12 protein-coding genes and 1 tRNA gene are annotated in these 12113 nt (G+C 36.2%); 4 read left to right on the top strand and 9 right to left on the bottom strand.

The features are described from left to right. The first annotated feature begins 413 nt into the window (after positions 1-413). Positions 414-659 carry an AbrB/MazE/SpoVT family DNA-binding domain-containing protein gene (locus Q8P68_02615; protein MDP4008062.1) on the top strand — a complete coding sequence of 82 codons (246 nt, stop codon included), beginning with the start codon at positions 414-416 and terminating at the stop codon, positions 657-659. Positions 660-668: 9 nt separating this feature from the next. Continuing rightward, positions 669-1094: a PIN domain-containing protein gene (locus Q8P68_02610; protein MDP4008061.1), complete on the top strand. Its 426-nt coding sequence runs from the start codon at positions 669-671 to the stop codon at positions 1092-1094. On the opposite strand, the gene Q8P68_02605 is transcribed toward Q8P68_02610, so the two are convergent. From Q8P68_02605 to Q8P68_02565, 9 genes are all read right to left on the bottom strand, one after another. Further along, a complete protein-coding gene (locus tag Q8P68_02605; GenBank protein ID MDP4008060.1) occupies positions 1091-1873 on the bottom strand; it encodes an NAD+ synthase in 783 nt (260 codons plus the stop codon). The genes Q8P68_02610 and Q8P68_02605 overlap by 4 nt on opposite strands. A 21-nt stretch (positions 1874-1894) precedes the next feature. Further along, a complete protein-coding gene (smpB, locus tag Q8P68_02600) occupies positions 1895-2341 on the bottom strand; it encodes an SsrA-binding protein SmpB (protein ID MDP4008059.1) in 447 nt (148 codons plus the stop codon). Between the two features lie 98 nt (positions 2342-2439). Next, a complete protein-coding gene (gene rpmB, locus Q8P68_02595; GenBank protein ID MDP4008058.1) occupies positions 2440-2634 on the bottom strand; it encodes a 50S ribosomal protein L28 in 195 nt (64 codons plus the stop codon). Between the two features lie 126 nt (positions 2635-2760). Further along, a complete protein-coding gene (locus Q8P68_02590) occupies positions 2761-4326 on the bottom strand; it encodes a hypothetical protein (protein MDP4008057.1) in 1566 nt (521 codons plus the stop codon). 10 nt (positions 4327-4336) lie between these two features. Continuing rightward, entirely contained in the window at positions 4337-5959 is a 1623-nt protein-coding gene (locus Q8P68_02585; GenBank protein ID MDP4008056.1) for a phospholipid carrier-dependent glycosyltransferase, read from the bottom strand. Positions 5960-5969: 10 nt separating this feature from the next. After that, complete coding sequence (locus Q8P68_02580) at positions 5970-7484, bottom strand: tetratricopeptide repeat protein (GenBank protein ID MDP4008055.1); 1515 nt, start codon at positions 7482-7484, stop codon at positions 5970-5972. Between the two features lie 6 nt (positions 7485-7490). Then, positions 7491-9098 carry a hypothetical protein gene (locus Q8P68_02575; GenBank protein ID MDP4008054.1) on the bottom strand — a complete coding sequence of 536 codons (1608 nt, stop codon included), beginning with the start codon at positions 9096-9098 and terminating at the stop codon, positions 7491-7493. Continuing rightward, a complete protein-coding gene (lgt, locus tag Q8P68_02570) occupies positions 9095-9982 on the bottom strand; it encodes a prolipoprotein diacylglyceryl transferase (GenBank protein ID MDP4008053.1) in 888 nt (295 codons plus the stop codon). Before lgt ends, Q8P68_02575 begins: the two co-directional genes overlap by 4 nt. A gap of 19 nt (positions 9983-10001) precedes the next feature. After that, positions 10002-10078 (bottom strand) — tRNA-Val (locus Q8P68_02565). A 359-nt stretch (positions 10079-10437) separates the two neighbouring features. Between Q8P68_02565 and Q8P68_02560 the strand changes: the two genes are divergently transcribed. Then, the gene (locus Q8P68_02560; GenBank protein MDP4008052.1) at positions 10438-11502 is read left to right on the top strand and encodes an HNH endonuclease signature motif containing protein; all 1065 of its coding nucleotides are present in this window, start codon (positions 10438-10440) and stop codon (positions 11500-11502) included. Between the two features lie 170 nt (positions 11503-11672). Beyond that, positions 11673-11957 (top strand): hypothetical protein, encoded by a 285-nt coding sequence (locus Q8P68_02555; GenBank protein MDP4008051.1) that lies wholly within the window; start codon positions 11673-11675, stop codon positions 11955-11957. Positions 11958-12113: the final 156 nt, after the last annotated feature.

Below are 12113 nucleotides of genomic sequence, written 5' to 3'. Positions count from 1 at the left end.
AAATTTAATGAATTTTGGTTATGTGAAAGTGTGCACGTGAACAGATTTTGTACGTTATCTTGTACAAAAACTCTTCCCGGAAGGAGGGATTGTACAATAATCCGTACAATTTGGTTTTTATGTGTTTGCTAAAAAAGCACTCCCAGCCACACTTCTCTCATAAAATGGTCTATCAAATACGTACTTCATGGCTTTTTCTTAAGAATGACGTCTGAAACACGGCGTTCAAGACGTGTGCGCGTGCACAGCCTTTGAAACACGGCATTCAGCTGGCAAAATTCGCACATAGCATTGCCCAATTTGTTTAAAGAACCATAATCTTAGGTTTTTATCCTCATGCTTAGCTTGCAAATCTTTCAATTAAAAGTTATAATTTATTCAGAAATTCCTACTTTATTTCTAACTTTCCGATTATGAATAATATTACTGTTCGTAAAAAGGGTCAAATTACTCTTCCAGCAAATATTCGTGAAGAAATGGGTATAGATGAAGATGAAATTCTTTCTGTTACCGTATGGGCAGGTAAAGCGGTTATATTGACCCCACAAAAATTAAAAACCCAAGATCTTCTTAAAAAAAGTGCTGAAATGGCAAGGAAAAAAGGTATCACTCTTGAGGAGATGCTTATTGAGTTAGATGAAATTCGTCATAATAGTTAAATTGTATGTATGCTTATTTTTATTGATAGTAGTGTTGTTGTAGCCGCTCTTTTTTCTTCTACTGGTGCGTCGGCGGAGATTTTTGAATTATGTGAAATGAGTTTTTGTAAAGCGGTTATCTCTGAATGTGTGGTTGATGAAGTTGAGCGTACGTTAAAGAAAAAATCGATTGAGCATCTGAATATCTTTCGAGATTTGCTTAAGATCAGTAAAGTTAAAATTCTTCCGAAGCCTACTAAGAAGGAATTAAACACCGCTTCAAGTTGGATTAAAGACCCTGATGATGTTCATATTTTAGCGTCCGCTAAAAGTGTAAATGTCGATGCACTACTTACTCTCGATATAAGACATTTTATTAAAGACGAAAACGTAAGTCGCCTATCAGGTTTGGATATTTTTACTCCAGGTGAATTTCTTAATTCGATTGATTTTTAGGTGTTTATTGTAGGTGGGGTTTTCGATTTGTGCCTGTTATCCTCTATGAGTTTTACCACTTTGCGAACGAGTAGTGAGTCCATGCCTTTTCCAATTAAGACTTCGAGAGTGCGCTTCATTTCTTTTGGAGTGTCGATGTCTTCACATTCCTTGAGTAGGGCTTGAAGAGTTTTGTCGATTTCGATGTATGAAGCGCCGAGCTCCTCCTCATCTGTTTGGCCTGAAGTTAGCTCTGCAGATGGTGCTTTTTGAATAATTTCATCCGGAAGACCTAAGAGCTCGGCCATTTTCCAAACTTCAGTTTTGAATAAATCACCAATTACATATATATCGGAGGCAGAGTCCCCATGTTTTGTACCATAACCAAGCAGGATTTCAGATTTGTTTGAAGTGCCAAGTACGCAAGCTCCTTCCGTATTAGCAAAACTGTACAAAAGTATCATTCTAGCCCTAGCCTTTGTATTCATTTGAGCGAGTTTCGATGGGTGCCATGGGGTAGTGTTAAATGGTACGAGAACGCTGTTAATAGGAACTATGTAAGTTTGAACTTTGAAGAAATCCGCCAGGCCTTTTGCATGAGTTATATTCTCTTCTTTGGTGAGGCCTGTTTCCGGCATGAGTATACCAACGACATTTTCAGGCCTGAGCGCATCGACAGCGAGTTTTAGAACTAGGGATGAATCTATCCCCCCGGATAGCCCGATCACAGCTTTTTTGAAGTTATTTTTATTGAAAAATTTTGTTAATTCTTTAACTATTTTTTCATATTTTTTTTGCATAGATTCTACGGTTATCTTTAATTAATATTTTTTCATCTCTCTTCGGATTTCCATATCTTGGTCTTTTCTTTTTAAGGTATCCCTTTTATCATGTTGTTTCTTGCCTTTGCATAAGCCAAGAAGGAGTTTACAGTACCCTTTTTTCAAATACATTTTCAAGGGAATTATGGTTAAATTCTTTTCCTTTAACTTTATTTGAAGTTTTTCAATTTCTTTTTTATGTAGTAAAAGCCGTCTTTCACGTAGAGGAGATTGTTTTGTGTCCATTTGCGGATATTCGGATATGTGCATGTTTTTTACTGCTAGCCCTTTTGCCGTTTCGCCAACATAAGAGCCTTTGAGATTTACATTCCCGCTTCTTATAGACTTGATTTCCGCTCCGGTAAGCACGAGACCGGCCTCAACCTCCTCGAGTACTTCGTAATCAAAGTATGCTTTTTTATTTTGTGCTAATTCTTTGTGGCCCATATTTGTAATTATAATCGATTATGAGTTTATCTGAAGTGAAGAAAATAAAAAAGCCCTCAATTAGAAGGCTTTTTGTGTTTTAAAGTTTATGCATCTAACTATTTCATTCTCTTCGTAAGAGTTTTTAGTGCATTCACCGAAATACGCATTTTTTTCCAAGTTTTTGTGATTGGATCGTATATTCTTTTAACTATCAAATTTGGTAGAAAACGACGTTTTGTCGCTCTGTTTGAATGACTTCTATTGTTACCCGTAGAAGGTCTTTTCCCTGTTATTGGACATATTTTTGACATCTCAAAGTGAGTTATTGGGTGTTAAAGCTTGCGCATATTAGGTATTTTGGCTTAAAAATGCAAGGTTTTTTCTACTTTTGTCACGAGGAAATAGAAATGTCCGCTTTTGCGGGAAATAGAAATGTCCTATTTTAGGCGATTTATGTTTTTGAGAAACAAAGCCTCCATCTCTTTATTATCACTGGATTTTGCCAGGTTATACATGGCAATGTGCGCTTTTAGGTAGGTAGGATCGCTTTCGAGAACTAGGCGGTACATTTGAGCTGCTGAAGCTTGGTCTCCCATTGCGAGATACGTATTGCCGAGGTTATAGCCGAGCTCGGGCATGAGCCGTATTTTGTTTAATAAAATACCTTTTTCAAAATTAGTCTTTGCGGACTGCCAATTTTCTCTTTCGTAGTAATACATGCCGAGCTCGTTGTACAATCTTGAAGAGGTCGGATTGTAACTGATTTCGTTTTCAAAGAAAGTTTTTGCATCTCGCCACTGTGAATTGCGGTCGATAGTTTTTATTATTGAAAGTATAGACATTATGCAGATTACTCCGATAAATATTTTTTGAGTTGTTCCTCCGCGGATTTTTTCGAGTACGCATGGGATAAGCATAACTATTCCGATTAACGGCATGTATAGCCAGTGTTCTTTGTATAATGCATTAGAAGGGAAGGCTACCCCCGAAACGAGTGCTATAGTTATTGCAAACCAGAAGTATATAAAAAATATGTGGCGGTCTTTACGGTAGGAATTTATGCTAAAAATTAGACCGATTAGTGCGACCGACATCCCTGCCAGTACTTTTGGAGCCATGTATATATACGCCTCAAATGGTTTTTCAAAGAATAAATGCACAGGGTAAATAATCATTTTTATATATTCGATTCCAGCCGCGAAAAATGTATATATTCGATATAGTATGTTTTCGGTATAAAGATTTTCAACACCTATTAAGCTGAAAGTTCCGGTCGTATTGAGCGCCGTTATTCTAAAAATTAGATATGCAATAGTTACGCCACTTAATATTAAGAGGGTTTTTATAGTTTCAGGTTTCCGTTTTTTTAAATAATCTTCTTTTTTGAAAAGTACAATTAGAAGAGTGAGCGGTACAAATATTATTCCGATCTCTTTTGATAAAATCCCGCACAACATAAGTATAGTTATATACGTGATCCGTCTTGCTGTTAGCTCTTTGTTATTTGCAAATATATTTAGCCCAAGTAACATAAAAAATGGAGCGAGTACGTCCGGTAGTCCGGCTATATAGCTTACTGATTCTGTTTGAATTGGATGAAGTAAAAAAACAATTCCTGCGAGTAGACTTCCGATGCGCATGAATCCAAGTCGTTGTAAAAAAACAAAAGTTAAAAATGCATTTCCGATATGTAGAAAAATATTCACAAGATGGTATGGGATTGTATTAAGACCGGCGACCGAATAAATGACCGCATACGCCATGGTAGCAAGTGGCCTATACATATTTGATGTTTCCACCCCTTCCGCATAAGTTGGTGATTCCGTGAACCAATTGAAAAAATATTTCAAAGAATGTACGTGTTCATTTCCTATGATCAGTGTTTTTTCATCCCAGATAAAATCGCCGGCTGAAATATTTATATATGCCGTGAGCCCAAGTAAAAAAAATAACAGAAAAAAATGCCAATTTTTCCATTCAATAAATTTATATAAATTTCTCATAAAGATAATTTTATTGAGTGTTTGCCCATGGTAGAATTTCGGTCTCAAAGTCTACTGTGCCGCCGGCCTCTATTCGCTGTAAGAATTCAAAGAACGCATCCTCCATTTCTTTGTTATGAATAGCGATGGCAATATTATAAAGTGCGACGTGCGCGTCAAAGCTATTTGGATGAGATTCTAGCACAGTGAAATATTCATTGACCGCCGCATCCAAATCCCTCATTGCAAGGTATGAGTTTGCTAGATTTGTTCTTATATATGGTATTCGACCATCTTTATCTAGCTCAATTCCTTTTTTGAAATATTCTACTGATTTTTCATATTCTTTGTTTTCGAAATAATATAGTCCGAGTCTATCTTGTAATCTGGATGAAGTTTGGTTGTATTTAATTTCTGTTTCGAAGAAAGTTAATTTATCTTTCCACTCCGTGTTTCTGTGAATGGTTTGAGATATTAGTAATATAGATATTATTAGAAATGTCGTTAGAAATATTTGTTTTGATAAATCACTTTTTAGCTTTTCCCATATACTTGGAATCAAAAACACAAATCCTATGAGTGGCATATATAACCAGTGCTCTTTGTAAGTTGCGTTAGAGGGAAGGAATACTCCGGAAACAAGAGCGATAGTTATGACAAACCATACATAGAAGAAGAAAAAGTGACGTTTTTTGTAATATGAAAATACGGCTAAAGATGATGATGCAAGTATTATGCCAAGCCCAAGAGCAGGTTTTTTGGCTAGGTATGCAAATACCTCAAAGGCTTTTTCAAAATGTAAATTAGCGGGATAGAAAATTAATTTCGCATACTCGAAAATCGCTGCGAAGAAGGTATAAACTCTAAACATAAAATTTCCTGTATATACACTTATGCCAGAATTAAGATCAAAACTTCCTGTGAAATTCAGTATCGTCATTCGAAGTATAATATAAAGTATTGTTACAAGAGTCATGGTGGCAATCATTTGCAGCATGCTACTCTTTTTTTGTTGGCTAAGGTGATCCCATTTATAAAATAAAATTAACCCAGCCAGTGCCGGGAAAATTATTCCAGTTTCTTTTGAAAGTAGGGCGAGGATGGTAAATATTACTACTAATATTTTCGTCTTTGCATTAAGGGGCTTATCATCCTCGCCTGCGAAGATTACAAGCCCAAGTAGGATGAAAAATGGATTTAGTACGTCTGGTAAGCCCGCTATATAACTTACTGATTCCGTTTGAATTGGGTGAAGCAGAAATATACTTGCTGCGAGCAGGCTTCCAAAACGTTTGAAGCTTAACCTTTCTAATAGTATAAATACCAGAAAGGCATTCCCAATATGTAGTAAAATATTAAAAGCATGATAGGCGATTTCGTTCTCGCCAAAAAAGGCATAAATAATTGCAAATATCATGTTTACGAGAGGGCGATATAAATTCCCCTCGACCCCAACTCCTTCTAACGTGCTCTCTTTGAATAACGTAAAAATATAACTGAGTGAGTGCACGTGTTCGTTCTTTGTGATTAAAATTACATCATCCCATATGAATTCACCATTCATTACGTTGAGGTAGGCAATCATTCCAAGGGCAAATAAAATTATAAATACTTGCCGGTTTTTTAAGTTTGATACTTTTTTTATAAATTCCATCTATAAATATTTATTGGTAAATCTTGTTTTCTTCTAAGATTTTATTTAATACGATTTTTGCCTTTTCGTAATCCGGCTTCATTTCCAGAGCTTCGTTCAACCAGAATATAGCTTTATCGTTTTTTCCAAGATAGTAATAAGTATTTCCCAGGTTAAAACGAAATATTGGACTGGATTTAGCGTCGTCGAGTTCAATACTTTTTTGAATAGCACTCAAAGCTCTATTATAGTTTCTTTTTGCAAAATGCACAGTTCCAAGTTGGTTATATATTCTTGGAGAATAAGGATTGTTTGCTATTTCATTTTCAAAGAACTCTTGTGGATCCGCCCACTCCCTATTTCGAAAAATTGTTCTTGTTGCAAATGTCATTGAGACAATTACTAATATACATATGTATATAGCTTTAGCCTCTTTTGTCTTTAAATTTTCCCATAATGCGGCGATACCGAATACCACACCTATCAATGGCAAATATAGCCATCTCTCTGCGTAAAAAGCGTTTGATATTATAAATATTCCAGATACCGGGATCAGTGGAATAAAAAACCACGTAAATCCGAATAGGAATTTTTTATCTTTTAAAAATGAATTGTAAGCGGCTCCGCACCCACCAATTAAAACTGTTAATCCAAAAATCCCTTTTGGTGCAAGTAATGTAGTTGCATGCACTACTGACTTCTCAAAAAATAAATGGACAGGATATATTATAAGTTTTGCATATTCCCAAATTATGGAAATGAATGTGATAGTTCGAATTAATATGCTCTCCGTATAATCATTTACAATATCGGTTAAGTCTGCCGTTCCGGTAAAATTGAGTACTGTGAGTTTAAGTATAAAATAAATTATACTTATGATCGTAAAAACTGTGAGCCATTTTAATTTTGTATTGAGCGTTTTTTTATCATAAGATTTCCATTCATATATTGTTATTAACCATGCGAAGGCGAAAAAAGTTATCGCAATTTCTTTTGATAAAAATGCTAGCAGAAGCGTCAAAAGTGTAAGTATGTTTTTACCTGATTTGAAAAATAGAAGGCCTGCCAGGATAAAAAATCCTGACAATACATCCGGTAGTCCGGATATATATGTTACCGCTTCTACCTGCACAGGATGTACCAAAAAAATCAATGCTGCAAATATCGCTCCGATTCTTTTTAATTTTAATTTCCTAAAAAGAGTGAATATTAAAAAGGAATTTATTATATGCAGTAGAATATTTAATGCTCTATAAGCGAATGGCTTTAATTTAAAGAAATGATAAATTGTCGCATCCAAAGCTTTCATCATTGGCCGATAAAGGGGGCTATCATGTCCGCCCTTAACTCCACTTGTTGAGCTTGTAGTAAACCATTCACCTATATGGTCAAATGATCTTATTTGCTCATTTGAATCTATAAGTGTGAAGTCATCCCAAATAAAAGGCGCGTTCAAGGCGTTCGCATAAATCCCTAGGCCAATTAAAAAAAAGAGAATGAAAATGGTTAGGTCTTTTTTAATTAGTTTTTGCGCGTACTCAATCATTGATTGTTAATTTAATTGTTTCGTTTCTTTGATTTCATCCAAAGTGACGACTCCACCATTTTTTATTCTCTCTACAAATTCCGTAAATTTCGCAGCTTTCTCTGGGCGATTTCCGAGTCTAAAAATCTTAGCTAATTGCTCATGTGATTTTAAATAATTTGGGTCCGTTTCAAACGTCATTAAAAAATGAACTATTGCATTATTCGCATCTTCTTTTAATAGGTATAGTTTTGCTAATGTATACTGGGCTTTTGTTAATTTCGGATCCATTGGCGCCAAGGCTTCAATTCCTTTAATAGATAATTCAATAGTTTTATCTAAATCACCATCCTTCATAGTTAGTTGTGCATATTGATTGTATATTCGTGGGTTGTATGGATTGTGCTTGATTTCATTTTCAAAAAAAGCATGTGGATTCGCCCATTCAAAATTTCTGTAAACTGTTTTTACTCCAAATAGTAACAGTATAATTATAAACGTTGATACAAATATCGTTTTAGATTTTCTTGTTTTTAATTGTTCCCAGAGAGTAGCGATTAAAATGCCCACCCCTATAAGCGCTACGTATAACCAGTTTTCTCGATATGTCGTATTGTTGCTTATTAAACCAGAAGCTGGTCCTAGGCTAATAAAAACCCATAGAAATCCGAGAAAGAATTTTTTATTTTTTTTGAATGAAAAATATGACCAAATAAGCCCCCCTATTATTACGATAAGCCCAAATACCGCTCTTATACTTGGTAACGATTTATAATAAACAGCCTGTCTGTCGAAAGATAACTCTATTGGTGCGAATGTTAGTTTTGCGTAGTCCCAAATTACAGAAACAAATGTTAGGATTCGAATTAATATGTTGTCATTATATTCGAAAACCGACTTATTAAGCGCTAGTCCATCAATATTTAAATATTGAATTCTTAGCCAGAAGTATATTCCGGTAAGTATTAGGAGAGTTATAAAGAAAGTAACTTTTAGCTTCCGTTCCGGGAGCTTATATTCCTTCCAATTGTACGTTGCTATCAATGCAGCGAGTCCAAGAAGGATTATTCCTGATTCTTTGGATAGGAGTGCGAGTATAAAACAAATCGCTGCGCCGATCATAGAAATAGTTTTTTTATTTGTGAATAGCATTAGCCCAGCCAATACAAATGAAGCGTTGAGTACGTCAGGTACCCCGGCTATATAGCTAACTGAGGTGGTTTGAACTGGGTGGGTCAAGAATATTAAGGCGATAAATAGGCTTGGGATCTTGCTGAATTTTAGTTTTTGTGAAAGTACAAAAATTAAAAATGCATTTAGGGTATGTAGTAATATTAGAAATATGTGATAGGCCGATACATTCAATTCGAATATTTGATAAATCGCTGCATAGGCCATCGTTGAAATAGGTCTGTATATGCCATCTTGTGCTTCAATAAAATTCTCCCCGGTGAACCAATTTGAGATATATTCAAAAGAATGTGTGTATTGATTTTCGATTACCAATGCTATGTCATCCCAAAGAAAAGGGCCATTGATTACATTTACATATAGGATAGTTGCTATCAATGCGAACAAGCCAAATACACACCAATTGTTATTGAGACATTCTTTAAGTTTTTTTGAGAGGTTCATTGTTTTGATTTATGATTTGCGGTCGAATTGTACGAAAGAAATCCCAAAAGTACAACACCTGCAATTATCATTCCAAAACTTAAGACTTGACCCATTGAAAAGCTCCATACGATGAAGCCTAGAGCGCTATCCGGTTCACGGAAGTATTCTATTGTAAATCGCGCTAGGCCGTATCCTACCAAATAAAGTCCGAGCATTGATCCCGTCGCCATTTTCTTGTTTACAAATTTTCTTATGCTCCAAAGAATTACAAATAAAACTATCCCTTCAAAAAAAGCTTCGTAAAGTTGAGAAGGGTGGCGGAGCGCTATTTCTCCTAAAGCATCTTTTGACCTCTCAAAATACATTCCTATTTTAGCATCAGTGATACGTCCCCATAGTTCGCCATTTAGGAAATTCCCAAGCCTTCCAAACGTATAACCGAGCGGGATTGCCGGACAAACTAAGTCTGCAAGCTTCCAAAAGCCCTCTTTCTTTATTTTCAAAAATATCCACCCGGCGATCACTACCCCGATAACTCCTCCATGATATGACATACCGGCTATGCCGGTAAATATCCATTCGCCACCTATTTTCTCAAAAGGTAAAATTATCTCCCAAGGATTTTTTATAAAATGTTGAAAATTGTAGAATATGACGTACCCGATTCGAGCCCCAAGCATTAACCCTATAATCAACCAAGTAAATAAATCCAAAATAAAATCACTCGAATACTTTGAAAAAGATTTCTCAGTTTTTGTTCTATGTATGACGAGTAGGTATGTCGTTATAAACGCTACGAGATACATCAGCCCATACCAACGAACATCAAAACCAAATATCGAAATCGCAACCGGACTCAAATGAGATGGTATATTCTGCCAGATTGAGATGAGAGAGTTCATTTAGTTTTATATTATTTTGTGGTGGGAGATAGTGGACTCGAACCACCGACCTCTACAATGTCAATGTAGCGCTCTAGCCAGCTGAGCTAATCCCCCATAAATACGGAGCACAAATTACTATTATTACGCCTTTTATACAAGTCTTAAACAAGTTATGTCACGGGGAAATAGAAATGTCCGCTTTTGCGGGAAATAGAAATGTCCGCCTATGGGCATTTTTGTTGATGATTCGCCACCCCACGACCTCCGTTATCCCTCGCACCTCCCCCCTCCACTTCGCCTACTTTTTTGAACCACATCGGTGAGTGCGTGCGTACCACGCAACATTTCCATTCTCACGCAACTCGAAATGGTGATTTTTGGCTTATTACTCATGTTTTTTGCCTATTTTTGTCTGGCAATTTTGACGGATTTTTGTTAGTATTTTCTTCTAATAATCCTTAAATATAAAAGATATGTACAATAAAAAATCAAACGGACTCGTGGGGAAAAATACCTTGCAGAAATCAAACGGACTCGTTGGAGAAAATACCCTGCAGAAATCCGTCGGGATCAAGGCGAAAAACGATCTTTTGGCGGCAAAAAACCTTCACAAAAAATTTATTTCCCTTGGCAATCAACGAAATAAAATTACTCACGAACTTATCCTTCTGATTCCCGAGATCTATAAAAAAGAGATTTATAAATCTTATGGTTGCGCGAATATTTACGAATACGCCGCACGATTTGGCGGCGGACTCTCCGCCGGAGTCGTGGATAAAGTTATAAAAGTTGAGAGAAAATTAAGTGAAGTCAGTTGTCAAAATTTGTTTGAAACCGTGAGAGAGCAAGGAGTTCACAAAGTCGCGATGGTGGCTTTTATGGCGACAAAAGAAAACGAAAAAGAGTTGATAAAAATGGTCGAAAATCTTCCAAAGGCTGCAGTGCAGGAATATTCGAGGGAAATGCGAGGCAAAATCTCACGCGCGCCGATGAAAATCGAACTTGACGGCGTGATGCGATATCAACTTGAAAAAATGAAACACAAAATGAAGGTGCAATCTAACAAGGAAATATTGAAACGGCTTATACAAGCCCAGTTCGACCACTTTTTCCCCGGGGAAAATTTTGAAGAGGTGGAGGGTGACGGGGAAATTGCGGAGGTTGTGGGCGGTAGAGCTGAGGCTGAGGCGATGGATCGTGAAGATGGGGCGGTGGTGAATCGTTGGGATGTGGTTGCGGATGAGACGGTTAATCGTGAGGCAAAGGCGGTGAAGAAATCTAAGAAAATCACTCGTTACATCCCAAAACAAAAAAGAACAGAAACCCTCACAAAAACAGGTGGCAGGTGTAGCAGTCCGAATTGCGAAAGGCCGGCAACGGAGTTTCATCACAAAAATGGCTATGCAAAGACCAAATCTCACGATAATCTCATAGCGTTGTGCAAGCTTCATCATAAGATTACACATGCGGGAATATATCGCGAGCCTACAAAAACAGATCTGCTTTATTTGGAACACAGGAAACTGGCACTTAGGTGAAAGCCTGAAAAAGTTTACCCAAAGTGTTTAATGAGCCTCCGTTCCACCTTACTTACTTCGCACAAGATACATTGTGCAAAGTGACACATCCCCATCACTCTTTAGAAAAACCATCCACATACATACATTTTTGTGATATAATTAAGTCTGAGAGAAAATAAAATAAAAACATGACACAAGATCCAAAATTTCAAAAGTCACAAGCAAAAAAACAATACGATGCAGGCCATATTATAGAATTTGATATCGAACATAAGAAACGTATCGATGAATTAAATGGAATACTAGATCAATCAACTGATTTTTTAACTGATAAAGACATTCAAAATATAAAAAGAATCTTGTCAAAGTTGAGCAAAAAATTACTAGATGAACTCAAAGAAGCGCTGATTAATAAGCAAATGAATAAGTTTCGTGAGATAGAGGTCCTGCATGAAGATGACGATGCTACATAAAAAAAGCCCTTAAATTAGGCTTAAGGGAAAATTTTGCGGGCTAAAATATTGAGTTTTATGCTAGAGTAAGCTCTTAACCCTTAATATTTTTTGTTATGCAAAAAAAAATGCCCAAAATGCCTCAGTTTTAATACTAAAAAGAACGGTAAAAGAAAC

It is taken from the genome of Candidatus Peregrinibacteria bacterium (assembly GCA_030700255.1).
Classification (GTDB): Bacteria; Patescibacteriota; Gracilibacteria; order UBA1369; family JABINC01; genus JABINC01.
The sequence above is the reverse complement of the archived record's forward strand: the minus strand, read 5'-3'. Positions and strand labels throughout refer to the sequence as shown.

Bases quoted from the DNA above. Each gene is read 5' to 3' on its own strand.
- Q8P68_02575 (MDP4008054.1), bottom strand. From the start codon at position 9,098: ATGAACCTCTCAAAAAAACTTAAAGAATGTCTCAATAACAATTGGTGT.
- Q8P68_02580 (MDP4008055.1), bottom strand. From the start codon at position 7,484: ATGATTGAGTACGCGCAAAAACTAATTAAAAAAGACCTAACCATTTTC.
- Q8P68_02590 (MDP4008057.1), bottom strand. From the start codon at position 4,326: ATGAGAAATTTATATAAATTTATTGAATGGAAAAATTGGCATTTTTTT.
- Q8P68_02560 (MDP4008052.1), top strand. From the start codon at position 10,438: ATGTACAATAAAAAATCAAACGGACTCGTGGGGAAAAATACCTTGCAG.
- Q8P68_02610 (MDP4008061.1), top strand. From the start codon at position 669: ATGCTTATTTTTATTGATAGTAGTGTTGTTGTAGCCGCTCTTTTTTCT.
- lgt (MDP4008053.1), bottom strand. From the start codon at position 9,982: ATGAACTCTCTCATCTCAATCTGGCAGAATATACCATCTCATTTGAGT.
- Q8P68_02585 (MDP4008056.1), bottom strand. From the start codon at position 5,959: ATGGAATTTATAAAAAAAGTATCAAACTTAAAAAACCGGCAAGTATTT.
- Q8P68_02615 (MDP4008062.1), top strand. From the start codon at position 414: ATGAATAATATTACTGTTCGTAAAAAGGGTCAAATTACTCTTCCAGCA.
- Q8P68_02605 (MDP4008060.1), bottom strand. From the start codon at position 1,873: ATGCAAAAAAAATATGAAAAAATAGTTAAAGAATTAACAAAATTTTTC.
- smpB (MDP4008059.1), bottom strand. From the start codon at position 2,341: ATGGGCCACAAAGAATTAGCACAAAATAAAAAAGCATACTTTGATTAC.
- rpmB (MDP4008058.1), bottom strand. From the start codon at position 2,634: ATGTCAAAAATATGTCCAATAACAGGGAAAAGACCTTCTACGGGTAAC.
- Q8P68_02555 (MDP4008051.1), top strand. From the start codon at position 11,673: ATGACACAAGATCCAAAATTTCAAAAGTCACAAGCAAAAAAACAATAC.